General features: G+C 71.2%; 24 protein-coding genes. 14 read left to right on the top strand and 10 right to left on the bottom strand.

Features of this window, described 5'->3' with window-relative positions:
- Window positions 1–132 precede the first annotated feature (132 nt).
- Complete coding sequence (gene phoU / locus BN1701_RS13355; protein ID WP_067520696.1) at window positions 133–810, top strand: phosphate signaling complex protein PhoU; 678 nt, start codon at window positions 133–135, stop codon at window positions 808–810.
- Between the two features lie 63 nt (window positions 811–873).
- Here phoU and BN1701_RS13350 read toward each other — a convergent pair whose 3' ends face one another.
- Together BN1701_RS13350 and merB are read right to left on the bottom strand one after the other, a co-directional pair.
- Window positions 874–1206: a YnfA family protein gene (locus BN1701_RS13350; protein ID WP_054055828.1), complete on the bottom strand. Its 333-nt coding sequence runs from the start codon at window positions 1204–1206 to the stop codon at window positions 874–876.
- A gap of 104 nt (window positions 1207–1310) precedes the next feature.
- Complete coding sequence (gene merB / locus BN1701_RS13345) at window positions 1311–1973, bottom strand: organomercurial lyase (RefSeq protein WP_231949589.1); 663 nt, start codon at window positions 1971–1973, stop codon at window positions 1311–1313.
- 110 nt (window positions 1974–2083) lie between these two features.
- On the opposite strand from merB, the gene BN1701_RS13340 reads away from it, so the two are divergent.
- Entirely contained in the window at window positions 2084–2821 is a 738-nt protein-coding gene (locus BN1701_RS13340; RefSeq protein WP_054048805.1) for a FadR/GntR family transcriptional regulator, read from the top strand.
- A gap of 8 nt (window positions 2822–2829) precedes the next feature.
- On the opposite strand, the gene BN1701_RS13335 is transcribed toward BN1701_RS13340, so the two are convergent.
- The 8 genes from BN1701_RS13335 to BN1701_RS13300 all read right to left on the bottom strand — a co-directional run bounded on the left by BN1701_RS13335 (window position 2830) and on the right by BN1701_RS13300 (window position 10195).
- On the bottom strand, window positions 2830–4083 hold the full coding sequence (locus BN1701_RS13335) for a pyridoxal-dependent decarboxylase (RefSeq protein WP_054048803.1): 1254 nt from the start codon (window positions 4081–4083) through the stop codon (window positions 2830–2832).
- Window positions 4084–4152: 69 nt separating this feature from the next.
- A complete protein-coding gene (locus tag BN1701_RS35520; protein ID WP_157367959.1) occupies window positions 4153–4452 on the bottom strand; it encodes a hypothetical protein in 300 nt (99 codons plus the stop codon).
- 39 nt (window positions 4453–4491) lie between these two features.
- On the bottom strand, window positions 4492–4959 hold the full coding sequence (locus tag BN1701_RS13325; protein ID WP_054048799.1) for a peroxiredoxin: 468 nt from the start codon (window positions 4957–4959) through the stop codon (window positions 4492–4494).
- A 48-nt stretch (window positions 4960–5007) separates the two neighbouring features.
- Complete coding sequence (locus tag BN1701_RS13320; RefSeq protein WP_054048797.1) at window positions 5008–5607, bottom strand: RNA polymerase sigma factor; 600 nt, start codon at window positions 5605–5607, stop codon at window positions 5008–5010.
- Window positions 5608–5690: 83 nt separating this feature from the next.
- Window positions 5691–6842 (bottom strand): NAD(P)/FAD-dependent oxidoreductase, encoded by a 1152-nt coding sequence (locus BN1701_RS13315; protein WP_054048795.1) that lies wholly within the window; start codon window positions 6840–6842, stop codon window positions 5691–5693.
- A gap of 44 nt (window positions 6843–6886) precedes the next feature.
- Window positions 6887–7729, bottom strand: coding sequence for an alpha/beta fold hydrolase (locus BN1701_RS13310; protein WP_054048793.1), 843 nt, complete (start codon window positions 7727–7729; stop codon window positions 6887–6889).
- 143 nt (window positions 7730–7872) lie between these two features.
- Window positions 7873–8988, bottom strand: coding sequence for a TerB family tellurite resistance protein (locus BN1701_RS35515; protein ID WP_054048791.1), 1116 nt, complete (start codon window positions 8986–8988; stop codon window positions 7873–7875).
- A 118-nt stretch (window positions 8989–9106) separates the two neighbouring features.
- Window positions 9107–10195, bottom strand: a complete 1089-nt coding sequence (locus tag BN1701_RS13300; protein ID WP_054048789.1) for a class II histone deacetylase — start codon at window positions 10193–10195, stop codon at window positions 9107–9109.
- Window positions 10196–10348: 153 nt separating this feature from the next.
- Here BN1701_RS13300 and BN1701_RS13295 point away from each other — a divergent pair, with 153 nt between their 5' ends.
- Genes BN1701_RS13295 through BN1701_RS13240 form a run of 12 tightly spaced genes read left to right on the top strand, consistent with a single transcriptional unit; the run spans window position 10349 to window position 24247 of the window.
- Entirely contained in the window at window positions 10349–12268 is a 1920-nt protein-coding gene (locus tag BN1701_RS13295; RefSeq protein WP_067520693.1) for a primary-amine oxidase, read from the top strand.
- Complete coding sequence (locus tag BN1701_RS13290; protein WP_054048787.1) at window positions 12265–12972, top strand: ABC transporter ATP-binding protein; 708 nt, start codon at window positions 12265–12267, stop codon at window positions 12970–12972. The genes BN1701_RS13295 and BN1701_RS13290 overlap by 4 nt, the downstream gene beginning before the upstream one ends.
- Complete coding sequence (locus tag BN1701_RS13285; protein ID WP_054048785.1) at window positions 12969–14690, top strand: ATP-binding cassette domain-containing protein; 1722 nt, start codon at window positions 12969–12971, stop codon at window positions 14688–14690. The genes BN1701_RS13290 and BN1701_RS13285 overlap by 4 nt, the downstream gene beginning before the upstream one ends.
- Window positions 14687–15841, top strand: coding sequence for an ABC transporter substrate-binding protein (locus tag BN1701_RS13280; protein ID WP_054048783.1), 1155 nt, complete (start codon window positions 14687–14689; stop codon window positions 15839–15841). The genes BN1701_RS13285 and BN1701_RS13280 overlap by 4 nt, the downstream gene beginning before the upstream one ends.
- Window positions 15841–16707, top strand: a complete 867-nt coding sequence (locus BN1701_RS13275) for a branched-chain amino acid ABC transporter permease (RefSeq protein ID WP_054048781.1) — start codon at window positions 15841–15843, stop codon at window positions 16705–16707. Before BN1701_RS13280 ends, BN1701_RS13275 begins: the two co-directional genes overlap by 1 nt.
- Before the next feature lie 16 nt (window positions 16708–16723).
- Complete coding sequence (locus tag BN1701_RS13270; RefSeq protein WP_054048779.1) at window positions 16724–17464, top strand: dienelactone hydrolase family protein; 741 nt, start codon at window positions 16724–16726, stop codon at window positions 17462–17464.
- Window positions 17461–18576 (top strand): zinc-binding dehydrogenase, encoded by a 1116-nt coding sequence (locus BN1701_RS13265; RefSeq protein WP_054048777.1) that lies wholly within the window; start codon window positions 17461–17463, stop codon window positions 18574–18576. The genes BN1701_RS13270 and BN1701_RS13265 overlap by 4 nt, the downstream gene beginning before the upstream one ends.
- Window positions 18576–19532 (top strand): methyltransferase, encoded by a 957-nt coding sequence (locus BN1701_RS13260; RefSeq protein WP_054048775.1) that lies wholly within the window; start codon window positions 18576–18578, stop codon window positions 19530–19532. The genes BN1701_RS13265 and BN1701_RS13260 overlap by 1 nt, the downstream gene beginning before the upstream one ends.
- Window positions 19532–20254 (top strand): SDR family NAD(P)-dependent oxidoreductase, encoded by a 723-nt coding sequence (locus BN1701_RS13255; RefSeq protein WP_054048773.1) that lies wholly within the window; start codon window positions 19532–19534, stop codon window positions 20252–20254. Before BN1701_RS13260 ends, BN1701_RS13255 begins: the two co-directional genes overlap by 1 nt.
- Before the next feature lie 3 nt (window positions 20255–20257).
- Window positions 20258–22351: a N,N-dimethylformamidase beta subunit family domain-containing protein gene (locus BN1701_RS13250; RefSeq protein ID WP_054048771.1), complete on the top strand. Its 2094-nt coding sequence runs from the start codon at window positions 20258–20260 to the stop codon at window positions 22349–22351.
- A gap of 1 nt (window position 22352) precedes the next feature.
- A complete protein-coding gene (locus BN1701_RS13245; RefSeq protein ID WP_054048769.1) occupies window positions 22353–23282 on the top strand; it encodes an alpha/beta hydrolase in 930 nt (309 codons plus the stop codon).
- Window positions 23279–24247: an aldo/keto reductase gene (locus BN1701_RS13240; protein ID WP_054048767.1), complete on the top strand. Its 969-nt coding sequence runs from the start codon at window positions 23279–23281 to the stop codon at window positions 24245–24247. The genes BN1701_RS13245 and BN1701_RS13240 overlap by 4 nt, the downstream gene beginning before the upstream one ends.
- Window positions 24248–24282: the final 35 nt, after the last annotated feature.

Below are 24282 nucleotides of genomic sequence, written 5' to 3'. Positions count from 1 at the left end.
CCAAGGGGATTCCTCCACGCGCCAGGGGGCGTAGTGAATCACCCGGGTGCTCCCACCTCCTGGTGAGCGCCGCGCGGCTCCAGCAGACCGCGGCTGCTGGAGCCGCGCGCTCTGTCCGGAAAGGACCCAACGATGCGTGACAGCTTCCACCACCAGCTCGACGTCCTCGTCCTGCAACTCGCCAGGATGTGCGACCTCGCGGCGACGGCCATGCGCGAGGCGACCACCGCGCTGCTCGACAACGACATCACCCGCGCCGAGTGGGTCATCGACAGCGACCACGCGCTCAACAGTGCTCGCACCAATGTCGAGCACGACGCCCAGACCCTGCTCGCTCTCCAGGCGCCGGTGGCCGGGGACTTGCGCACGATCGTCTCGGTCATGCACTCCGCTGAGAACGTCGAACGCATGGGCGACCTCGCCCACCACGTCGCCCTCGCCGTCCGGCGACGGCACCCTGGGCCGGTGCTGCACACGGTGCTGCGCCCCAGGTTCGCGCGGATGGGCACACTTGCCACCGACATGGCGAGCGAAGCGGGCCGGGTCGTACGCACCGCGCGGACCACGCACGGCCTGGCCGCCGCCGACGACGAGATGGACGACCTGCACCGCTCGTTGTTCGCCGTCGTCGAATACCGCGAGCCCACGGGCGGCGCGCTGGCCGCGGTCGACGCGATCCTGCTCAGCGGCTACTACGAGCGCTTCGCCGACCACGCGGTCTCCGTCGCCGACCGCAGCACCCTCGCCCGCGCCGGGCAACCCCGGCACACCGACCTGCCCCGTCCGCGTCCAGCCGACATCGTTGTCTGACCATGCCCTGGGTCAGTGTCGTCACCGCCCCTGACGTCACAGCGTCGCCACAGCGCCGCCCGCTCAGCCGCGCGGCGCGTACATGATCACCGCGACCCCGGCCAGACACAGGGCGGCGCCGAGGTAGTCCCAGAGGTCAGGTTTGAACTTGTCGACGATCACGCCCCAGGCCAGGGATCCCGCGACGAACACGCCGCCGTAGGCGGCCAGGATCCGCCCGAAGTGGGCGTCGGGCTGCAAGGTGGCCACGAATCCGTAGATCCCCAGCGAGAGCACACCCGCGCCGATCCACAGCAGGCCGCGCTGTTCGCGGACACCCTGCCAGACCAGCCACGCTCCGCCGATCTCGGCGAGCGCGGCGAGTCCGAACAGGACCAGCGATCGGATGACCGTCATGAACGTGACGGTAGCCCGGTCTCGCCCGGTGCCGCGCAGCCGCACCCTCCGTCCCCGCCGCGCTCCTGCGGGTATCGGCGCCGCCGGAGTTGCCGCCTGTGGAATCAGACTCCCCAGAACGGTCCGGTCAGCCCAACACCGCGCAAGTAGTCCGCGGCTGCCGCGGGCTCTCGACGCACGTAGCCGCGGTCCAACCGCCCGTCGTACCAGTGCGCCGCGAACCTCCAAAGCGTTTCGAGGTCCATCACGTAGCCCTCCTGGCTACCTGTGGCCGCCAGCCAGTCGGCGACACACGCGCGCGAGCAGAACAGCCGCTGATGACCGCAGGTGAACACCACGTCGTCCCACATGCGAGTGGTTGGCACCAGAAAGTGCGCGACCTGTTCCCCTGCGGGTGGCACGTCCCGACGAACGTTCCAGGCGTGCGGCCGGTGACACCCCGGACATCTGGTCGAGACCAGCACCTCCGGCTCATCGGGCAGCAGGTGCGGCATGGCGAAAGAGTCCCACGCGCACCCGCCCCACCACAGCGTTCGCGAACCCATGACGGCGAACCCGAGTGGCACCGCGGAGAACGGGTGCGCCATGACGATGTCCCCCGCTTCGCCAAGCACCAAATGCCTGGCATCCGCCAGCGCCCGCAGACCGCCGGGAACGTTCCCCTGACCGGTCTGAGCCTCGAGTTCGGCGACGTTCGGCGCCCGGCCGGTCGCGGCGAACGAGCGGTAAACCGCCAGCCGAAGCTCCTCCAGCTCTCCGGAGTCCATGCGATCCATCATCTCAGCCGGATATCCGCCGCGGCCACTCAACGAGCCGACCATAGGTATGTCGTGGTGAAAGGCGACACAACTCATGCATAAGGACTAACCTTAAGACCATGAACGCACCGACTGTTCCAGTCGCGACCGATGTCGATGGCGCGTTCCTCCGGCCGATCCTTGGCGGCAATCCATACGAGGAGACGGTCGAGCGGATCGTCCAGGCGATCAAACTCGGCCACTTCGCCGCCGGAGACCGGTTGCCCCCCGAACGCGACCTCGCGGCGCGCTTGCAGGTCAGTCGGGTCACGCTGAGATCGGCTATCCGGTCGTTGCAGCAGGCGGGACTCATCGAATCCCGCCGCGGTCGCACCGGTGGAAGTTTCGTGATCTGGCGCCCAGACCTGCAGTTGGGCAACGCCCTGGGGCTCGCCCGCGAGATGGGTGACGCACTGATCGACGCCCTGCGTTATCGGTCCGCGCTAGAGCCGGGAGCGGCCAGGCTCGCGGCCACGAACTCACTCGACGCCGCACAACGAGAAGAGCTCTGGGCGCGGGCGGCGGAAGCGCGGGAGGCGTCGCTGGCGGACTACCGGCTCGCCGATGTCCGGTTCCATTTGGCCATCGCGAACGCCGCGGGATCCACCTCGCTCGGCGCGGCGGTCGCCGATGTCCAACTCAGGCTGAGCGATCTGCTCGGCGCCATTCCGTTGCTGCCAGTGGCGGTCGAACATTCCAACGAGCAACACGACCGGATACTTCAGGCGATCCTCGCGGGGAACGGCAAACTGGCGCACGACATCATGGATGAGCACATCAGCGCCACGGCCACCCTGCTCCGCGGGTTCCTGGGCTGAGGTCGCCGCTAACCGATCGCCTCCAACACGTCGTCGACCACGTCATTGGGTGACGCCATCGGGTTCGCGGCCACTGACCTAAGCCACAGCGTCCCGCGGACCTCGCTGAGCGAGACGAACGACCGGCGGAGGCGATCACGAATCGCCCGACTGTCCGCACCACGGGGGCGCCATAGGACTACCCCAGTCTGATGACGGCTGTGCAGTTCGAGTCCAGGTTCCGCCGCGATCCGTTCAGTGAGTTCCTGAGCCATCGACATGCAGTGGTCGATCCGCTGCGCGACACCGCGTCGGCCCCACGTGAGCAGTGTCGCCACCAACGGGAGCGCCGAGGATCCGTGCGACCCCAACACGCCGACATTCGGCACGGACAGATATCCGCCGCCGAACGAAACGGCCTCGTGGGCGGCCGCACTGTCTCGGAACAGGATCATCGCGGATTCCTTCGGCTGGAACAGCCACTTGTGGGCGGAAACGGAGACCGAATCCGCGGTCTCGACACCGTCGAGAAGGTGCGAGTGACTGGCACTCAACCGCAGCGGACCTCCCCACGCCGCGTCCACGTGCAGCCAGCGGGCGCCCGCGACCCCCGCCAGCGGGTCCAGGGCACCCGCGGCGACCGTTCCGGCCGTGACCACGACGGCGGAACGTGAGATGTCGCCGAGAGCCGCGGTGTCCATCCGGTGCAGTTCGTCCGCGGGAACAGTCCGGAAGTCGAGCCCCAGGATCTTCGCCGCCTTGCGGATCGACAGGTGAGCCATTTCCGAACACACGACCTCGCGGACACCCCGGAGGTCACGCGCAACCCACAACGCGGTCAGATTCGCCACAGACGACCCGGGGACGAGATGCCCTCCGTCCATACCGAAGAACGGCGAGAGCCAGTCGACCACGAGCCGTTCGAGCGGGCGTGCCGCCGGCGATGTGTCGGGGTGCAGCAGATTCTGGTTCAGTCTTGCCCCCCACATCGCCGCCGCCCAGCTCACCCAGGGCGTCGGCGGGTCCATGTGCGCCAGGAACCCGGGATCGCCCAGCCGGGCGGCATCGCTCAGAATCGGTCCCGCCAGTGCGCCAAGAGCCGCTCGCTCGCCGATTCCGTCCTCCGGCAGCAGATCGGGGAAGGGGAGCGCCTTCAGGGAGCCGTCCGACGGGCGGCGACCGGCGCCTCGACTGGCCGCCAGGAGGTCCACCGCGAACCGGAGGCCGTCGACATCGACGTCGAAGCCCTGTCGAGCTGCCTCAGATTGGTGGTCGTTCAGCATCGCCGTCTCCGATCGTTGACATCTGGCGGGCCAATAATAGTCTAATGGTAAGTCCAAATCGAGGAACGGTCATGACAGAGGCATCGGCGACGCCGAGTCCGGGAGCAGATGCTGCGGTTGCGGGCGCCCGGCCAGGGCCTGGTGGACGCGGGGCAACGGATTGCGCGGCACACCTTCGACGCCGCGGCCGACAACGCCGACGACGTGCCGCTGGTTGGGTGCCCGCTCCGCGGACACGTTGCACACCGGTCCGCCGGTGGCGCCCGACTCGGCGAGGCGGGCCGGTGGCAGATCGAGGCCGTCGAGAGCCCGGCGTTCAGAGGCGGCGGGCACGTCCTCGAACTCGATGGTGGGACTGGTAGGCAGCACCAGGACATGCCCTAGCCTGCTGCGGCGAGGGCTGCATGGTCAGGCAGGGGTGCGCAGGGATGCGATGGCCGCGGTGATTCCCTTCTTGTCGTAGCTGCTCGTGGGCATGGTGGCGCTGTGCGCGTGGCGGATGACGCCCTGGCTGTCGATGAGGATGCTGCCGGACTGCTGCATCGAACCGAAGACCTTCCTGCCCAGGCCGATCATCTCGTGTGGACTGTCGTCGCGGCCGGTCAGAACGGGGTACGGGACCTGGCGTTTCGCCTTCCAGGCGGCCGCGTTCTCCCGATCCTCCGGGACCGCGATAAGGACACGGACATTGTCGGCCGCGAACTCGTCGCCACGGTTGATGAGGTCTCGGACGTGCCAGTTGCAGACAGGGCACGATGTCGATCGCATGAAGTAGATCAGTACCGCGTGTCGGCCCTGGTAGTCGGACAGGGTGATGGTCTGCCCTGCGGTGTCTTCCAGCACCAACCGGGGTGCGGGCGTTCCGGATTCGAGCATGGCGAAGCGTCCCTTCGGGATTGGTTGTTTGGATCGATTCGTTCGGGTTTAGTTGCTTGTGGGATCGGGGGAGACCGTCGAGGCCGAAGGCTCACCACGCAGGCTGAGGCGGAGCGCGGTCCTGGCTCGGTGCAGATTCGACTTCATCGCCGCGTTGCTCAGCCCGAGCGCGTCGGCGACCGTCCGTCCGGGGTGGCCCAGGACGTCGCGCATGATCAGGACGCGCCGCTGGATGTCGGGCAGCGCCCGGATCGCCTCCGCGACGCGTTGGGCGTCCAGACGTTTGAGGACTTCGTCCTCGGCCGACGCGACGGGGCCGCTGTCGGCCTCGTCGTACTGGTCGAACAGGCGCCGGGCGCGGCGCAGACACTCGTGCCGGACGATCCGGAACATCCAGGACGCGAGCGCCGCCGAGGCGCGCAAGGAACCGATCTTGCGATAGAGAACGATCAACGCCTCCTGCGCCGCGTCCTCGGCGTCCTGCGACGACGCGCACAGCTGCCTGGCGAAACGCCGCACATGCGGATGAGCGCCGTGCACCACAGCGGCTATCGACTCGGCGTCACCACCCTGTGCGGCCTCGATGAGCTGCTTACTGGCCCAACCCCGATCGACCACACCCACCTCCGCGGTCCGCAGCGAATCCATCGCACCTGTCCCTCGTAACGTAGCCATCCCCCATAAGAGGCCCCGATGCGGCAAAAGGATTCATTCCTCGTGGCGGTGGAGTGTCATGCGACGGGGGTGACCCTGGTGTCCCACTCGATGTGGTGACGGTATAGCCACGCGCGGGTGTCTTGGCGGTCGGTGACGTCTTGGGCGTTGGCGGTGCCTTGTGCGGCTCGGGCGCCGTCTTCGGCGCTGGTGGCGACGAGTTGTTCGACGCGGGGGCGGCGCAGGTGTTCGTAGGTGCGGAAGGCCTGGTCGTGATCGGTGATGTCGCGGAGGCATTGGGCGAGGGTGACGCTGTCCTCGATGGCCATGGAGGCGCCTTGGCCTGCGGCTGGGGAGGCGGCGTGGGCGGCGTCGCCGACGAGGATCATTGAGTCGCGGTGCCAGGTGGGGGTGGTGGGGACGTCGTAGGCGTTGCTGAGGTGGATCTCGTCGGTCGTGGCGGCCACGATGTCGCCGGCGGGGGAGTTGTCCGCGGCGAAGGCCTCGGTGAGGCGGGTTTTGATCTCGCTCTGGGGGACGGTCTCGGTGAGTTCGGGGGCGGGGACTCGGGCGAACCACCAGGTCTGGCCGTCGGGGGCGGTGGTGTAGCCGAAGAACGCCTGGCCGCCGAAGATCATCCGGTAGGAGTTGGCCGCGGTGGGGAGATCGGCGTCGTGGGCGTAGCCGTAGGCGATGTTGAGTCCGGCGTAGCGGGGTGCGGGGGCGGTGGGGTCGATGATCGACCGGGTGATCGAGTGGATGCCGTCGGCTCCGACGAGGAGGTCTCCGGCCGCGGTGCTGCCGTCGGCGAACGTCGCGATGGTCTTGTCGTCCTGCCGGAGGGCTTGGATGAGGCGTTTGTCGTGGATGACGGGGATGCCGCGGCGGGTGGCTTCGTCGTGGAGGATTCGGTAGAGGGTGGCGCGGGTGAGGGTGCGGGGGCCGTTGATGTCGCCGTCGCCGCCGAGTGGTTGGAGTCCGAGTCGGGTCCCCTGCCCGTTGAGGAATTCGACCTCGTTGGCGGCGAAGGAGTTGTCGATGACGGGCTGGTGTGCGTCGATGGCGCGCAGAGCGTCCAGTCCGTTGTTCATGATGGTGAGGAAGGCGCCGATGTCGTCGGCGCCGGTGGGGTAGGCCTCGTAGATCGCGGGGTTGTGGCCTGCCTTCTTGAGCGCCATGGCGGTGACCGCACCAGCGATCCCGCCGCCGATGATCAGCGCGTCTGTCATGTGAAACCCCCAGGTCCATTTCGGGTGTGTGCGTCGATCAATGACTAGAGCGCGAGCATCGCCGCGGCGACCTCGTCGGCGGACGCGGCGGGGATCGCGGTCGCGGCCTGTTCGAGCACGAGCAGCCGCGCACCGGGGATCTCGCGCGCGAGCGCCTCTCCGTTGCCGACCGGGAAGAACCGATTGTGACGACCGTGCACCACGAGCGTCGGTATCGCGAGCTCGGCCAGGCGCTCACGCCACCGTGGCGTGCAGTCGAGCCGGGCGAACACCATGCCAAGCTGGTTGGCCATCTGGACAGCGGGCGCCGTGCCCGGCGTGCGCTCGAAGACTCGCTCGGCGGTCGCGCGTGCCGCACCAGGGTCGTCGCCGAAGACCGCGGCCGCGGCGGCGGCGAACTCCGCCACGGCAGCGCGGTCGGACCAGTCGGGCTTCGGGAGCGCGAACCGTCGCGTCATCGTCGCCGCGTCATGGTCGGGCAGGTCGTTGTCGACCGGGCCAGGTGCGACGGGCCGCGTCCCGGCGAGGGTCAGCGCACAGAACGCGTCCGGGTGATCGAGCGCGGCGACCTGGGCGACCATCCCGCCGACGCCGATGCCCGCCAGGTGCGCGGGCCGGTCGTCGAGTCCGCGGGCGAGCGCGGCCGCGTCGGCGGCGAGATCCCGGAGCGTGTACGCGGGCGCCTCGGGGTCGACGGTTGTCGACGCGCCGGAGTCGCGCAGGTCGTAGCGAACGACGTGACGTCCGCCGCGCGCGAGCGACTCGCAGAGCGCGTCGGGCCACGAGAGCATGGTCGTGCCACCCGCGAGCAGCACCAGTGGCGCCGCCGCATCGCCGAAGTGCTCGACCCCGAGCGTGACGCCTTCGGGTGTGCGGAACGAGCGCATCGTCAACCTCCAGGGCAGCCGCGTGACCGTTTCCACGCTACCGCGCGTCGGCGAAGGCCCTCGGTGTCCTGGCCGCGCATGGCATCTGCCCAGAGACCGGCCGTACCGCTCTGGGGAAGCGGGCAGCGCTGGGGCACACCGGTTTAGCTTCGCTGGCAGCGGTCCCGTAGCTCGGCGATGACTGCCTTCTCGTGCGTGTTGAGATCACCGTCGACGGTGGCGACCCGTTCGGCGGCGTCGACAACGTCACTGAGATCCCCGGGCTCGGCATCGACGCGGAGCCATACCTCGTCCGGGTCGATGTTGACGACGTTGGCGAGATGCTCGTCGTCGACCTGATGCTGTTCCCTGGCAAGCCGGGTCAGCCGCTGGAACAGCAGGCGCTCGGCGTCGGCGATCTTGCCGTCCGCGTTGATGACGAGCCACGCGACCCACAGCATCAGCCGCAGGTGCCGCGTCCGTCGGATCAAGGTGTCGGCGAGTTCGATCACCTCCGCTTCGTCACGAAACACGGATTGGGCGTGGCGTCCCGCGGCCACCGTCGTGTAGCGGTTCACCAAGATGGTGATGGGGATCCCGATGCCGGGGATGCCGAACTTGATGATGTTGCGTTTCAGGAGGTGTTGCCCGACGAACGGAAGGCTTCTCGCGGCGGCGAGGACCGGACCGGAGTAGTACTTCTTGAGGACTTGCCGGACCAGGCCGGGTACGAACTTCATACTGCCGCGGGCGACCTCTCCGGCCTTGATGCCGAACGCCACCCGGACGAGTTTCATCATGTCTTCGGGATCGTCCACGTCCAGCGGAATCCGGTAGGTCACCGCGATGTCGTAGGCCAGGCGCATCTGCAGTTGGGTGATGTACGTCAGGTCGACCATGAACGTGACGACACCGGCCGGAACAGCGGCGGGGCTGGCCCCACCCAACGACCCGACGGTCGCGGCGATCGCCCCGGTGTAGAGGCTGGAGCTGATGCCGCCTTCGATCATGGCGTTCTTCGCCGCCAACTTGATCTGCTGCCCGACGATACCGTCCGCGGGCACGCCCTTGTACTTCTGCTGGAAGTACTCCCAGGTGGCTTTCTCGGTGTACGACCGCAGCGCCTGGGCGCAGAGTTTCGTGAACCAGCTGCCCGACTTGATCTCGTCCGCGCTCAGGCCTTTGACGAACTCCCGCAGTTTGGCGCGCTCCCGTTCGACAGCTTCGCGGTCGGTGTCGTCGTCGTCCGCGTTGACGGAGCCGGGCAGCAATTCGGTCACAGCGGAGTCCTCCCAGATGGTTCAGCGCCCAGCGAGGTCGCCGCATATGGGCAATCGACGGGAGGACCGACAAGGTTACCGATGCCGCGTGGCCCAAATCGCCCACTACGGATCTTCTTCACATAACGTCCGGGATGGCCGCCGTCGCGGCGGTGATCGCGGCGGCCTGGTGCGGCTGGAGTGCCTGGCCGGGCAGGAAGTCGAAGTTGGGTGCGAACGGGTCGGGCAGACGCTTGGCCCCGGCGAGGGTGGCGATGACGGCGTACGCGCACAGCGGGGCGTACACGGGGTCGTAGCCGCCCTCGTGGGTGAAGGAGATCCGGCCGTCGCAGAGGTCGGTGGCGGTGTCCAGCAGGAGGGCGGTCAGGCGGGTGTAGCCGGCGGCGGTCACCATCATCCGGGCCAGCGGGTCGGTCGCGCCCGCGTCGTAGCCCGCGGCCACGAGGATGAGCTCGGGGCGGAACCGGTGCAGCGCGGGGAGCACGGCCTCGATGAACGCGGCCTCGTAGCCGCCGTTGCCGGTGCCCGCGGGCAGCGGGATGTTGAGGTTGGTCGCGGTGGTGGTGTCGACGCCGCCGGTCGTGGGCGGGAAGACGCCGTCCTGGTGGATCGAGATGGTGAGGGTGTCGGCGTCGTCGCGGAAGGCCGCCTCGGTCCCGTTGCCGTGGTGCACGTCGAAATCGACCACCGCGATCCGCCGCACGCCCCGGGTCGCGCGGACCGCGGCGGCGGCGATGGCGGTGTTCGCGAGCAGGCAGAAGCCCATGCCGGAGTCCGGGAGCGCGTGGTGGCCCGGCGGACGGACCAGCGCGTAGGCGTTGCCGACCACACCGTCCACAACGGACTCGGCGGCCACGATCGCGCCACCGGCGGCGAGCCGGGCGATGTCGACCCCGCCGGGGCCGAACGGCGAGCCGCCGTCGCCCGCGTCACCGCCGGTGTCGTTGGTGGCGGACAGGCGGGCGAGATGACCCGGGGTGTGGACGCGCAGGATGTCCTCGTCCGATGCCGGGCGGGGCGCCAGGCGGGTCAGCGTGTCCAGCAGGCCCGAGACCGCCACCAGCTCGTGGGTGCGCCGCTTGGCCTCGGGATTCTCGAAGTGCCGCAACGGTTGCAGCCCGCCGCGGTGGTCCGCGGGCAGCAGGCCCGTCCAGGTGCCGGTGTCGTGCCAGCCGTACAGTTCGTGGTAGAGATATCCCGTCGCCATGGGGCGCAGTGTCCGGGTGCGACGGTGCGGATGTCTTGTCGCACGGTGCCGTCGCCTTGGCGGTGAGCGCACGGGGGTGGCGTTCGCTGGCGGTCAACTCCGGTACGCCGACGGGCAAGACCGCCGACCGCGCCGGGCCAATACTCATCGCCCATGACAACCCACCCGCTCGACCCGCTCAGCGCGGCCGAGATCAGCCGAGTCAAGGCGGTGCTCGCCGCGGCCGGGCGGGTCGGACCGGCCACCCGGTTCCCGTGTGTGCTGCCGGTGGAGCCGCCCCGCGACCGGGTCCGACGCTACCAGCCGGGCGACGCGGTGCCCCGCCGAGCGCGCGCGGTCCTGCTCGACACCGCGACCGGCGCAGCGACCGACACCGTCGTCGACCTGACGGCGGGCCGGGTCGAGTCCGCCACCGCCATCACGGCCGGGCAGCCGCCGATCCTGTTCGAGGAGTACGACCGCAGCGCCGCGCTGGTGAAGGCCGATCCCCGCTGGCAGGCCGCGATGCGCGGTCGCGGCGTCACCGACTTCGACCTGGTGTTCGTCGCCCCGCTGTCGCCGGGGAACTTCGGCGAGCACGACGGCAGGCGCGTGCTCAACGCGCTGACGTTCCTGCGCGACCACGAGGACGACAGCCCGTGGGCGCACCCCGTTGATGGTCTGCTCGCCGTGGTCGACCTGATCGCCAACGAGGTGCTGAGCGTTCGCGACGAGCCGGGCATCCCGACCCCCGCCGCGCCGGGTGACTACCGCTCGGGCGACGACCTCAAGCCGATCTCCATCACCCAGCCGGAAGGCGTGAGCTTCGAGGTCGACGGCTGGCTGGTGACCTGGGGCGACTGGTCGCTGCGGATCGGGTTCAACGCCCGCGAGGGCCTGACCCTGCACCGCATGGCCTTCCAGGGCGACTCCGTGCTGCATCGCGCGTCGGTGGCCGAGATGGTTGTGCCCTATGGCGAGCCGAGCCCGTGGCGGCACTGGATCAGCTACTTCGACGCGGGGGAGTACCTGCTCGGCAAGAACGCCAACAGCCTCAAGCTGGGCTGCGACTGCCTGGGCGTCATCCACTACTTCGACGCGGTCGTCGCCGACGACAACGGCGATCCCACCACGATCCCCAACGCGATCTGCATGCACGAGGAGGACCACGGCGTCCTCTGGAAGCACACCAACATCCTCACCGGCGCGGTCGACGTGCAGCGCAGCAGGCGGCTGGTGGTCTCGTTCTTCAGCACGATCGGCAACTACGACTACGGCTTCTACTGGTACTTCTACCAGGACGGCACCGTCGAGCTGGAGGCGAAGGCCACCGGCGTCGTGTTCTGCGGCGCGGGTACCGAGTCGCCGTACGCCTCGCAGATCGCGCCAGGGCTGACCGCCCCGGTGCACCAGCACTTGTTCTGCGCGCGCCTCGATCCCGAGGTCGTGACGCCGGAGGCCACGGTCACCGAGGTCGACTTGGTGCCGGTGCCGCCTGGCCCCGACAACCCGTGGGGCAACGCCTTCACCACCGCGAGCACCGTCCTGGCCACGGAGAGCCACGCCGCCCGGTTGGCTGACCCGGCGCAGGGCCGCACGTGGCTGATCGAGGGCACCGCGCTCAACCGGCTGGGCAAGCCCAGGGCGTACCAGCTCCATCCCAGCCCGGGGCCGACTCTGCTGGCCCAGCCCGGGTCGAGCGTCGCCGGGCGGGCCGCGTTCGCCACGCGCCACCTGTGGGTCACCCGCCACGCCGAGGACGAGCGCTATCCGGCGGGCGACTTCCCGAACCAGCACCCCGGCGGCGCGGGCCTTCCTGAGTGGACGGTCAAGGACCGCGACCTCCAAGGTCGGGAACTGGTCCTGTGGCACGTGTTCGGGCCGACGCACGTCCCCCGGCCGGAGGACTGGCCGGTGATGCCGGTCGACCGCAGCGGCTTCCACCTGCGCCCGGCGGGCTTCGCCGACACCAACCCGAGCCTCAAGTTCGGTATTTCTACGGACCGCCCGGCGGCCCCGCCGCGGGTTGGCTGTGCTGACCACCCCGAGCCCGGGGCGAACCCCGGATGTGCCGACAGGACGGTGGACGCGTGAGTGCTCTGTCCCTTGAGGATCTTTCAGTCGAGCGGTCCGGCCTGCCGGTGGTGCGGGACGTCTCGCTCACCGTCGACCCCGGGTCGGTGACCGTGCTGCTCGGCGCGAACGGCGCTGGCAAGACCACCTTGCTCGAAGGCGTCTCCGGGGCCATCCCGGTCGCCAAGGGCGTGGTCCGGCTCGACGGCAGGCCGGTCGAGCGGTTGCGGGCCTGGCGCCGGGCCCGGGCGGGCCTGGCGCACGTCGAGCAGAACCGGTGCGTGTTCCGGGACATGAGCGCCCGGGACAACCTGCGGGTCGCGTGCGGCCGGGGCCAGACTCCGGACCGGGTCCTGGACCTGTTCCCGGAACTGCGCAAGTCCATCGACGCCCCGGCCGGACTGCTCTCCGGCGGCGAGCAGCAGATGCTCGTCGTCGGCCGGGCCCTGCTGGGTGAGCCGTCGGTGCTGCTCATCGACGAGATGTCGCTGGGTCTGGCGCCGATCGTCGTCGAGCGGTTGGCGGCGGCGATCCGGGAGCTGGCCGACCAGGGCACGGGCGTGCTGCTGGTCGAGCAGTTCGCCGCGCTGGCCCTGGGCATCGCCGACCGGGCGTACGTGATGGCCCGCGGCCGGATCGTTTTCGACGGCGACGGCTCGGCGCTGCTCGCCGACGACTCGCTCCTGCGTTCCCTCTACCTCGGCGAGACGGCGGTGGCCTCGTGAATCCCCGGCACCCTCTGGTACTCGGCCTCGCCTTCGCGGTGCTCGCCACCGGTCTGATCGCGGGCCTCGGGTCCAACTACCTGATCTTCCTCGGCACCGGGGCGCTGGTGTCCACGGTGTTCATGCAGAGCTACGGCCTGATCACCGGCCGCGCCGGGGTCATCGCACTTTGTCAGCTCAGCTTCGCCGCCATCGGCGCCTGGGTGGTCGGCTGGGCCAACGTGGCCGGTGTCCCCGGCGGGTTCGTGGTGTGGATGCTGCTCGGCGGCCTGGCCGCGGTCGCCGCTGGCGTGGTCATCGGGCTGCCCGCGCTGCGGCTGCGCGGGGTGAACCTGGCGGTGGCGACGTTCGCCTTCGCCACCGCGCTGGACGTGGTGTTCGGCGGCCTGCCGTTCCCCGGGCAGGACGACTTCGAGTTCGTCCGCAGACCCTTCGGGCTCATCGACGACGCGGGCTACTTCGTGTTCACCGCCGCCGTGGTCACCGCGATCTTCGTCGGCCTGTGGTTCCTCGACCGCAGCAGGCTCGGCGGGGCGCTGGCCGAGATCCGGCACTCCGAGCGGGCCGCCGCCGCGCACGGCATCAGCGTCGCGCGCGGCAAGCTGACCGCGTTCGCGCTGAGCGCCTTCGTGGCGGGGGTCGGCGGCGGGCTCATGGCGGGCCAGCTCGGCGTGGTGTCGGCGGGCAACTTCGCGGCCTTCGCGTCGGTCTCGTTCTTCGCGATCGCCCTGTTCGTCGGGACCAACAACGTCGAGGGCGCGGTCGCGGGCGGGGTGATGGGCGCGATCTTCCCGGTGCTCATCGACGCCGTCGGCATCCCGCAGGACCTGGCCGCGCTGTTCTTCGCCTTCGGTGCCATCCAGGTGCTGCGCCTCGGCGGCAGCCAGACCGACCTGATGCGGGCCCAGCGCCGCCGCAAGAAGGCCGGCAAGGCGCTGCCGCCGCCCCCGGTCGAGCCACCGCCGCTGCCGCCCCGGCAGCGCCGGTCGGGCGGGTCGCGCCCGGCCCTGGAGGTCTCCGGTATCACCGTCCGCTTCGGCGCGCTCACCGCCGTCGACGGGGTGGACCTGGTCGTCCCGCGGGGCAGCGTGGTCGGGCTCGTCGGCCCGAACGGGGCGGGCAAGTCCACCCTCATCAACACCATCACCGGGTTCACCGGGCGCTACGAGGGCCAGGTGCTCCTCGACGGCGTCGCGGTGGACGGGCTCCCCGCCCACCGCAGGGCCCGCGCCGGACTGCGCCGCAGCTTCCAGCAGCTCCGCGTGCCCACCACGATCACCGTCGGCATGTTCCTGCAGGTCGCGGCCGGGAAGTCGCTCTCGCGCCGGGAGGTGGACGAGCAGCTCGCGCTGTTCGGCTGCCCCGCGGCCGACCTGCCGATGGAGGCCGTGGACGTGGCCACCCGCAGGCTGCTGGAGGTCGCCGGGCTGGCCGCGGGCCGCCCGCCCGTCCTCTTGCTCGACGAGCCCGCCGCCGGGCACTCCGGCGGGGAGACCCGCCTGCTCCAGCAGCGGCTCGCCGAGATCCCCGACCGCTTCGACACCGCCGTACTGCTGGTCGAACACGACATCGACCTCGTCAGGTCCGTCTGCGACACCGTCGTGGTCATGGACTTCGGCCGCGTCATCGCGGCCGGACCACCCGAGCGGGTACTCGCCGAGCCCGCCGTCGTCTCCGCCTATCTGGGCACCGCCCCCACCACGAAGGAAACCCTATGAGAGCGCATCTCTCCGTCGCGCTGACGGCCGTCCTCGCCACCTCCGTCCTCGCGGGCTGTTCGTCGACCGACGACGGCACGATCAAGGTCGGCGCTATCGCCGGGCTCACCGGCAACTTCATCACCGCCGAGGTCGTGAAGACCGCCCAGCAGGTGTTCGACGACGCCAACGCCAACGGCGGCGTCAACGGCAAGAAGATCGAGTACGTCATCAAGGACGACGCTGGCAACCCGCAGCGCACCGCCCAGGTGGCCCGCGAGCTCGACTCCGCCGGGGTCGTGGCCATGGCCGGGTCGGCCAGCTTCACCGACTGCGACGTCAACGACGCGTACTACCGGCAGACCAAGATCCACTCGATCATGGCCGTCGGGGCGTCGCCGAAGTGCTTCCAGAGCCCCAACATCGCCCCCGTCAACGTCGGCCCGTTCACCCTGATGACCGCCGTGCTGCTGTTCGCGTCGAAGGACCTGGGCGCCAAGTCCGTCTGCAACTTCACCGTCGTGCTGCCCGGCTCGGAGGACGCGATCAAGTCCGCCCTCGGCGACTGGGAGCGCATCAGCGACCAGAAGCTGGTCGTCAACGACATGACCGTGCAGCAGTCCGGCGACCTCACGCCGTACCTGCTCAAGGCCAAGCAGGCGGGCTGCGACGCGATCCTGTTCAATCCGGCCGAGCAGCTCGTCGTACCGTGGCTGCAGGCCGCCAAGACCCAGGGCATGACCGACGTCGACTTCCTCCTGCTCGCCCCGGCCTACACCGACAGCGTCGCCAAGGCCGTCGGCGGGCTCGGCCTGAAGATCCACGCGGGCAGCGAGTTCGAGCCGTTCACCGTCGAGTCCCCGGCCAACGCCGACTGGCGCTCCACCGTCGCGAAGGCCAAGCAGCCCGCGACCGCGTTCTCGCAGGGCGGCTACCTGGCCGCGACGTTCCTCGTGGCCGTCCTGCGCTCCATCAAGGGCGAGGTCACCCGCGACTCGGTCAACGCCGCCCTGCGCGACATGGCGCCGATCACCAACCCGATGCTGGGCACGCCGTTCGCCTTCGGCCCCGCCGACAAGCACGCCCCGAACCAGGCGTCGAAGATGGTGCGCCTGGAGAACTCGCGGTGGGTCTCGGTCGGCGACGGCTTCATCACGATCCCGGGTTCCTGATGCTCCAGCTCTCCGCCGCGATCGCGGGACTGGCCACCGGCGGGGCGTACGCCCTGATGGGTCTGTCGACGCTGCTCACCTACCGCCTGGTCGCGGTGGTGAACTTCGCCCAGGCCGCGGTCGGCGCCATCGGCGCCTTCACCATGGTCGTGCTGTACGAGGCCGGAATCCCGCTCGTGCTCGCCGTGCCGCTGGGCCTGGTGGCCGCGGCCGTGCTGCACATGGGTCTCGGCGTCGTCATGGTCCGCTGGTTCTCCGAGGCGGGCGAAGGGGTGAAGGCCGCGGTCACCATCGCGGTCTACATCGGACTCGTGGCGGTCGGGCTGCGCCTGTTCGGGGCGCAGCACCCGCACCGTTTCCCCAACCCGTTCGACGCCCCCGCGCTGACAGTGGGCGGGGTCGTCGTCACCTGGACCGCCGTGGTCACCATGGTCCTGGCCATCCTGTTCGCGGTCCTGCCCGCCGTCCTGCTGCGCCGCACCCGGATCGGCCTGCTGCTGCGGGCCGCCGCCGAGCGGCCGACCACCGCGGAGCTGGCCGGGGTGCGCGTGCCCCGGCTGGCCATGGTGGTGTGGGCGACGGCCGGGGCGGCCAGCGCGCTGGCCATCATGATCGTCGCCCCGACCCTGGCCAGCGACTTCGGCTCGCAGGTCCTGCTCATCACCCCGGCGCTGGCCGCCGCCCTCGTCGGCGGGTTCCACGGCTTCCTGTGGACCTTCGTCGGCGGCGTCGCCCTCGGTGTCCTCCAGGGCCTGGCCAGCACCATCGTCCAACTCCAGCAGTACCGCGGTGTCCTGCCGTTCCTGGTGATCCTGGTCGTCCTCGTGTGGACGCGGCGCCGGGACCGCTGGGACGAGCCCGCCTGACGGAAGGGAAAGACCCATGTGTCACGGTGACCAGTCGCACCCGCCCGCCCCGCCCGGGGCGGCGGGGGCCGTCGCCGACGAGGCGGAGCTGCGGCTCACCTCGGCCGACGGCACCCGCTTCCTGGCCTACCAGGCGGTGCCCGAGCGGCCGACCGGTCGCGGTGTCGTGCTCCTGCCCGACGTCCGCGGTCTGCACCGGTTCTACCGGGACCTGGCCCGGCGTTTCGCAGAGGCCGGTGTCACCGCCGTCGCGCTCGACTACTACGGGCGCACGGCCGACGTCGACGAGCGCGGCCCCGACTTCGACGGGTTCGCCCACGTCGTGCGGCTGCGGCCGGAGCAGACCGGGGCCGATGTCACCGCCGCGGTCGACCACCTGCTTTCGCTCGGCGTCGCGGCGCCGTTCACCGTCGGTTTCTGTGTCGGCGGGGCAATCTCGTGGGCGCAGTCGGCGCTGGAGTCGCGGCTCGCGGGCGCGGTCGGGTTCTACGGCAGGCCGTCGGAGTGCGCGGACCTCGTGCCGAGCATGCGGGCACCGGTCCTGGTGCTGGCCGCCGGCGCGGACATGCTGACCTCAGAGGACGAGGCCAGGGCCTTCAAGGCGACCCTCGCGCTCGCGGGCGTGCCGTACGAGTTCCACCTCTACGCGGACGCGCCGCACTCGTTCTTCGACGGCGCGCTGCCCGACCAGGCGGCCAACGCCGCCGACGCGTGGGACAGAGTCCTCGGCTTCCTCGACCGTGAGGGGGCGGCATGAGACCGACCGTGACCAAGGCGGCCGTGCTGCGCGCGTTCAACGCGCCGCTGGAGCTCACCGAGCTGCCCCTGCCCGAGGAGCTGCCTGCGGGCGCGGCGATCGTGCGAATCACCCGGACGACGCTGTGCGGCACCGACGCGCACCTGTGGCAGGGCGTCATGCCGTTCGTGGCGCTGCCGATCGTGCTCGGGCACGAGATGGCTGGCGAGGTGGTGGCCCTCGGGTCGCCGGACGAGCGCGACGCGGTGGGCAGGCCGGTGGTGATCGGCAGCCGGATCGTGTGGTCGGAGTCGGTCTGCGGGCACTGCCACGGCTGCGCCGTGCTGCGTGAGCCGGTGCTGTGCGTCGAGCGTGGCTACGGCTTCGCCCAGCGCGCCGACCAGTGGCCCTACGTGGTCGGCGGCCTGGCCGAGTACGTCTACGTGCCGCCTGGCGCGCACCGGTTGGTGCTCGCCGACGACATGCCCGACACGTGGGCGGCCTCGGCGGGCTGCGCGGTCAAGACCGTGGTGCGCGCCTTCGCCAACGCGGGCGGCGTCGAGCCCGGCTCGACCGTCGTCGTCCAGGGCGCGGGCCCGCTGGGCCTGGTCGGCACCGCGCTGGCCCGGGCGGCGGGCGCGGGTCAGGTGATCACCCTGGGCGCCCCGGCGAACCGGCTGGACCTGGCCAAGGCCTACGGCGCGGACACCGCGATCGACGTGACGGCCGTGCCGGACGCCGACGAGCGGGTGGCGATGGTCGAGGAGCTGACCGGAGCCCGCGGCGCCGACCTGGTGCTGGACTTCGCGGGCGCGCCCAGCGCCAACCGCGAGGGCGTGCTGATGTGCGGGCAGCGCGGGACGCACGTCGTGGTCGGCCTGGCCGGTCCGCACGCGTCCGCGGTGCCGATGGACGTGGTGATGAGCCGCGAGATCAGGGTCGTCGGCTCACTCAACGGCGACGTGGGCGACCTCGCCCGCGCGCTGCGCTTCCTGGCCGCCTTCAGCGGCCGGTTCGACTGGGACGCCATGTACGGCGACCCAGTGGGCCTGGCCGGTGCGGACCAGGCGATCAAGGACATGGCGTCGATGGCCGCGGTGAAGGCCGTCGTCGACCCCGGAATGGAGATGTGATGACCGACCCGACCCCGCTGGTGGCCGCCGCGTCCGGCTTCATGGCGGCCAAGCAGCTCTTCGCCGCCGCCGAGCTCGGCGTGTTCGCCGCGCTGCCCGGCACGTCGGCCGAGGTGGCCGCGCGCGCGGGCCTCCCAGAGCGCTCGACCCGCATCCTGGCCGACGCCATGGTCGGCATGGGCCTGGTGTCCTATTCGGACGGTGTCTACGCGAACACCGAGGTCACCTCGGCCTACCTCGCCGGTGGCGACGGCCTGGACCTGCGGCCGTGGCTGGCGTTCTGGGACACCATGTCCTACCCGCACTGGCAGCACTACACCGAGTCGATGCGCACGGCGAAGCCTGGCCCGTTCGTGCTGGACGAGTCGAACATGGCCGCCTTCATGGGCGGCGTGCAGACCTACAATTCGCTGCACGCGGTGCAACTCGCCGAGGTCTACGATTTCTCCCCGCACACCAACGTGCTTGACCTGGGCGGCCTGTCGACCGCGTTCCTCACCGAGGCGGCCCGGCAGGTGCCCGGGCTGCGCGGCTCGTTCGTCACCACGGCCGACTTCCTCGACATGGTCCGGGGCACGCTGCCCGCCGACGTCGCCGACCGGATCACCTTCGCCGAGGCCGACCCGCTGACCGACGCCGTGCCCGGCACCTACGACGCGGTGCTGCTGGAGCACGTGATCCACCGCTTCGACGCCGAGCAGAACCGGACCATCCTGCGGGCCGCGCGCGGCGCCGTCGAGCCGGGCGCGACGCTGCTGGTGCTGGACTTCCTGCTCGACGCCGCCGACGGACGCGGGCTCGACCCCGTGCTGGCGGGGGAGTACCTGGTCATCGACGGGACCGTGGTGTACCCGGAGGACGAGGTGCGCGGCTGGCTGGCCGAGACCGGCTGGCGGGTGTCCGAGGTCCGAGCCGTCCCGGGCAGCCCGCGCGTCGTGATCGCCGAGGCCGTCTGATGGCGCGGACGGTCCTGGTCACCGGGGGCGCGGGCGGCATCGGCGGCGCGATCGCCGCCGCCTTCGCCGCCCTGGGAGACCGGGTCGCGGTAGCCGACCTCGATGCGGAGGCGGCCGCGAGGCACGCCGCCGCGATCGGCGGGCTGGGCGTGGCGCTGGACGTGCGGGACGAGGCGTCGGTTCGGGCGGCCGTGGCCACGGTCGGCGCTGAGCTGGGGCCGGTGGACGTGTGCGTGCATACCGCCGGTGTCGTCGGTGGCGGCGGACCGATGGCCGACCTGCCCGTCGACGTGCTGGACACCGTGCTCGCCGTCAACGTCCGGGGCACCTTCCTGGTCACCCGGGTCGTCGCTGCGGCCATGGCCGGGCGCGGCGGGGCGATCGTCCACATCAGCTCGGCGGGCGCGTTCCAGCCGACCGTGGGCCTGGGTCACTACGAGGCCACCAAGGCCGCGGTCAACGCGCTGACCCGCTCCGCCGCGCTGGAGTACGCGGCCCAGGGCATCCGGGTCAACGCGGTGGCGCCGGGGCCGGTGGAGACGCCGCTGACCGCCGCCGCCATGGCGGACCCGGCGGCGAAGGCGTACTGGACCGACCGAATCCCGCTCGGCCGCATCGCGACCACCGACGACATCGTGCCGTCGGTCCTGCTGCTGGCCGATGCCGCGCACATCACCGGAACCGTGCTGCCCGTGGAGGGCGGCCAACTGCTGAAGGGCTGACCCGTGGCCAGACTCGTCGACCACACCCACGCCGCCGTCGTCGGCTACACCGACCGCCTCAACTACGCGCCCGGCGAGACGGTGGCCGTCTCGGCCAGCTCCGTCGACCCGGACGTGACCATGCGGCTGCTGCGCGTCGACCATGACGGGGCGAATCCGGTGCACACCCCGCTCACCGACCCGGTGGCGGTCTCGGTGCCGCACCAGAGCATCGACCACGGTTCCTACGGTCACGTCTCCCGGCCGCCCGACCTGGGCGCGGCGGTGACGTTCGCGGTGTGGGTGTGGCCCACGGCGCTCCCGGCCGACCGGGCGGGCCTGGTGAGCCAGGGTGACGCGGACGACGGCCCGCACGCCGAGCTGGCCCTGCTTGCCGACGGGCGTGTCGAGTTCGCCTGCCGTACCGACTCGGGGATCGTCCGGGCCACGGGGCCCGCGCTGCGGCTGCGGCGGTGGTACCGGGTCGTCGGGTCCCATGGCGCCGACGGCGTCCGGGTCACGGTGACCCCGCGCGACCGGCTGACCGACGAGGAGCCGGTCCACGAGACGGTGGCGCCCGGCGGCGGCGCGCTGGTCGCCGGGGCGGCCCCGCTCCTGCTGGCCGCACGGTTCGTCGACGGGGTCCGGACCGGTCACCTCGACGGCAAGCTGGCGAGCCCCATGGTCTTCGACCGGGTGTCCGACGGCGCCGACGTGCCGCGGGCGCACTGGGACCTCGCCCACGGCATCGCGGGCGACCGGATGCTGGAGGTGGTCGGCGGCCACCATGGGACGCTGCGCAACCACCCGCTGCGCGCGGTCACCGGACCCGACTGGGACGGGCAGGTGCTGGACTGGCGCTTCGCCGACACCGGCTACGGCGCCGTGCACTTCCACAGCGACGATCTGTCCGACTGCGGCTGGGACGCCCACCGCCTCGACCTGCCGTCCGACCTGCCCACCGGCTGCTATGCCGTCGAGCTGGCGTCGGCGGCGGGCACGGACCGGCTGCCGGTGTTCGTGCGACCGGTCTCCCGGCAGGCCGACCTGTGCCTGGTGGTGCCGACGCTGAGCTACCTAGCGTACGCGCTCGACCACCTGTTCCAGCCGTTCGCGCCGGAGGACCCGGCCGAGGTCGCCGCGCCGTTCGCCAGGGACAACACGCTGCACAGCCTGTACGACCGGCACACCGACGGCAGCGGCGTGGCCACCGCGTCGCTGCTGCGGCCGCTGCTGGGGATGCGCGACGACCACGTGTTCCGCTACACCCGGTCCCCGCACCAGTACAGCGAGGACCTGCACCTGGTGGGCTGGCTGCGCAGGCAGGGCATCGCGTTCGACGTGGTCACCGACCACGACCTGCACGCCGATCCGTCCATTCTGGACGGCTACCGGGCCGTGATCACCGGCAGCCACCCCGAATACTGGACGACGTCCATGATGGACAGTGCCTACGCGTACCTCGACGCGGGTGGCAACCTCGGCTACCTCGGCGGCAATGGCGCGTACTGGGTGACCGCGATCGCGCCGCAGGCCCCGCACATCGCCGAGCTGCGCCGCGGGTACAGCGGTGTGCGGACCTGGGAGTGCGAGCCCGGTGAACTGGTGCTCGCCAGCACCGGCGAACCCGGCGGCCTGTGGGCCGAGCGTGGCCGCTCGCCGCACCGGCTCTTCGGCATCGGCACCACCGCCGCGGGCATGGCGACCGGCGGGTCCTACGGCGAGATCCACTCCGACCACCCGGTCATGGCCGGTGTCACCGCGCCGCTGGGCGACCACGGCGCCGTGATGGGCGGGGCGGCCTCGTTCGAGACCGACGGCATCGACCCGCTGCTCGGCAGCCCGCCCGGGGTGGTGCTGCTGGCCAGGGCGATGCTCGGCGACAACTACATGTCCGGCGACACCGGTCCGGCCATCCCGCACCCGCTCGGCGACCCCGTCGACCGGCGGCGGGCCGACCTGACCTGGCTGGACACCCCCGGCGGCGGCGCCGTGTTCGCCACCGGATCCATCGGCTGGTGCGGCGCGCTGTCGCACGCGGGCGACGACAACGACGTGTCCCGCGTGACCGCCGCCGTGCTGCGGCGGTTCGGCGTGGGCGAGACCAAGGAGGACTGACATGCCCTTGCACCCGGAAGTACAGGCGGTGATCGACGCGACGGCGGTGGCGGGCGGGCTGGTCCCACAGACGCTGTCGGCCACGGAGATGCGGGCGTCGTTCGCCGCGAACTGGCAGCCGTCGCCGAACCTGCGCCCGGTGGGGTCGGTCGAGGACACCGCGACCGATGGCAGGGTGCCCGTGCGGGTCTACCGGCCGCAGGGCGATGGCCCGTTCCCGGTGCTGGTGTGGTTCCACGGCGGCGGCTGGGTCATCGGCTCGCTGGACGAGAACGAGGCCACCTGCCGCGTGCTCTGCGCGTCGGTCGGCGCGGTCGTGGTGTCGGTGGACTACCGGCTCGCGCCGGAGCACCGGTTCCCGGCCGCCGCCGAGGACGCCTACGCCGCTCTGGTGTGGGCGGCGGGACTGGACGGCGTCGACGGGTCGCGGGTCGCGGTGGCGGGGGAGAGCGCGGGCGGCAACCTGGCCGCCGTCGCGTCGCTGATCTCCCGCGATCGCGGTGGCCCGGCGATCGCGCTGCAGGTTCTGGCCGCACCGGTCACCGCCCCGCCGGGCGACCGGCCGTCCTATGTGGACTTCGCGACCGGCCATTTCCTCGACCGCGCCAGCATGGAGTGGTTCTTCGAGCAGTACCCGGCCGCGCCCGCGGACCTGGAGTCGCCCTACCTGTCGCCGCTGTTGGCGCCGGACCTGTCCGGGCTGCCGCCCGCGCTCGTCATGACCGCCGAGTTCGACGTCCTGCGCGACGAGGGCGAGCAGTACGCCCACCGGCTGCTCGACGCGGGCGTGCCGGTCGAACTGGTCCGCTACGACGGCCAGATCCACGGATTCTTCGCCCTGCTGGTCGACCAGCTCAGCATCAGCTCCACCGCACACGAGCGGGCCGCGGCCGCACTGCGCCGCGCGTTCGCCGGAAAGGCAACCGCATGACCATCCCGAAGCGCCGCATCGGCCGCACCGGCCCCGAGGTGTCCGTGCTCTCCCTCGGCTCGTGGCACATCTACGACCGCATGCCCTTCCACGACGCCGTCGACATGGTCCGGCACGCGGTGGACTCCGGCATCGACTTCTTCGATGTCGGCTACTACGGCGGCTTCTCGATCGACGGCAAGCCGGTCCCCGAGTCCTACACCGACGTGCTGTTCGGGCGCATCACCCAGGCGGCGGGCCTGAGTCGGGACGACTACCAGCTGTCGGCCAAGCTGTGGATCAACTACTTCCCCGGCCAGTCCATGGGTGATCAGCTCGACCGCCTGCTCTTCCGCGTCGGCGTCGACCACGCCGACTACGCCGTCCTGGGCGACCTGTTCGGCCTGGAGCCGGACATGCGCCTGCTCACCGCGCAGCTGGGCGAGCTGGTGGCGGCCGGGAAGCTCGGCGGCTGGGGCGTCAACAACTGGTCGGTCGACCACATCCGCGCCGCTCACCAGGCGGCCGAGGAGCAGGGCGTGCCGGGTCCGACGATGGCGCAGCTGAAGTACAGCGTCGTGCGCCGCTCCATCCCGGACGGCGAGCCCTTCCGCACGCTGATCGACGACATCGGCATCACCATCGAGGCCTCCGACGTGCTGGAGGGCGGCATCCTCGCGGGCAACCTCACCCCCGAGCGAATGATCGGCAAGGACCCTGGCGGCATCCGCGAGCGGATCGTCGCGGCGGCGGGCAGACTCGGTGAGCTGGCCGAGGGCTTCGCCGCGACGCCCGCCCAGGTCGCCATCGCGTTCTGCCTCGCCGACCCGGCCACGACGACCGTCCTGTTCGGCACGAGCCGCGTCGCGCAGCTCACCGAGAACCTGGCCGCGGTGGCCCTGGCCGAGAAGCACGGCGCCGAGATCCGCGACGCCGTCGCGGACCTGTGGCTCGACCAGGGGATCGTCGACCCGACCGGCCACTGACGGGCCCGGGGTGCCGGGGATGGGACGAGCGCGCA

Origin of the sequence: Alloactinosynnema sp. L-07, assembly GCF_900070365.1 — a bacterium.
Lineage (GTDB): Bacteria > Actinomycetota > Actinomycetes > Mycobacteriales > Pseudonocardiaceae > Actinokineospora.
This window is presented reverse-complemented; position numbering and strand designations above follow the sequence as displayed.

What these genes read in the sequence shown, in the direction of transcription:
- phoU (WP_067520696.1), top strand. Translation starts at nt 133, where the DNA reads ATGCGTGACAGCTTCCACCACCAGCTCGACGTCCTCGTCCTGCAACTC.
- BN1701_RS13350 (WP_054055828.1), bottom strand. Translation starts at nt 1,206, where the DNA reads ATGACGGTCATCCGATCGCTGGTCCTGTTCGGACTCGCCGCGCTCGCC.
- merB (WP_231949589.1), bottom strand. Translation starts at nt 1,973, where the DNA reads ATGGACTCCGGAGAGCTGGAGGAGCTTCGGCTGGCGGTTTACCGCTCG.
- BN1701_RS13340 (WP_054048805.1), top strand. Translation starts at nt 2,084, where the DNA reads ATGAACGCACCGACTGTTCCAGTCGCGACCGATGTCGATGGCGCGTTC.
- BN1701_RS13335 (WP_054048803.1), bottom strand. Translation starts at nt 4,083, where the DNA reads ATGCTGAACGACCACCAATCTGAGGCAGCTCGACAGGGCTTCGACGTC.
- BN1701_RS13325 (WP_054048799.1), bottom strand. Translation starts at nt 4,959, where the DNA reads ATGCTCGAATCCGGAACGCCCGCACCCCGGTTGGTGCTGGAAGACACC.
- BN1701_RS13320 (WP_054048797.1), bottom strand. Translation starts at nt 5,607, where the DNA reads ATGGATTCGCTGCGGACCGCGGAGGTGGGTGTGGTCGATCGGGGTTGG.
- BN1701_RS13315 (WP_054048795.1), bottom strand. Translation starts at nt 6,842, where the DNA reads ATGACAGACGCGCTGATCATCGGCGGCGGGATCGCTGGTGCGGTCACC.
- BN1701_RS13310 (WP_054048793.1), bottom strand. Translation starts at nt 7,729, where the DNA reads ATGCGCTCGTTCCGCACACCCGAAGGCGTCACGCTCGGGGTCGAGCAC.
- BN1701_RS13300 (WP_054048789.1), bottom strand. Translation starts at nt 10,195, where the DNA reads ATGGCGACGGGATATCTCTACCACGAACTGTACGGCTGGCACGACACC.
- BN1701_RS13295 (WP_067520693.1), top strand. Translation starts at nt 10,349, where the DNA reads ATGACAACCCACCCGCTCGACCCGCTCAGCGCGGCCGAGATCAGCCGA.
- BN1701_RS13280 (WP_054048783.1), top strand. Translation starts at nt 14,687, where the DNA reads ATGAGAGCGCATCTCTCCGTCGCGCTGACGGCCGTCCTCGCCACCTCC.
- BN1701_RS13275 (WP_054048781.1), top strand. Translation starts at nt 15,841, where the DNA reads ATGCTCCAGCTCTCCGCCGCGATCGCGGGACTGGCCACCGGCGGGGCG.
- BN1701_RS13270 (WP_054048779.1), top strand. Translation starts at nt 16,724, where the DNA reads ATGTGTCACGGTGACCAGTCGCACCCGCCCGCCCCGCCCGGGGCGGCG.
- BN1701_RS13265 (WP_054048777.1), top strand. Translation starts at nt 17,461, where the DNA reads ATGAGACCGACCGTGACCAAGGCGGCCGTGCTGCGCGCGTTCAACGCG.
- BN1701_RS13260 (WP_054048775.1), top strand. Translation starts at nt 18,576, where the DNA reads ATGACCGACCCGACCCCGCTGGTGGCCGCCGCGTCCGGCTTCATGGCG.
- BN1701_RS13255 (WP_054048773.1), top strand. Translation starts at nt 19,532, where the DNA reads ATGGCGCGGACGGTCCTGGTCACCGGGGGCGCGGGCGGCATCGGCGGC.
- BN1701_RS13245 (WP_054048769.1), top strand. Translation starts at nt 22,353, where the DNA reads ATGCCCTTGCACCCGGAAGTACAGGCGGTGATCGACGCGACGGCGGTG.
- BN1701_RS13240 (WP_054048767.1), top strand. Translation starts at nt 23,279, where the DNA reads ATGACCATCCCGAAGCGCCGCATCGGCCGCACCGGCCCCGAGGTGTCC.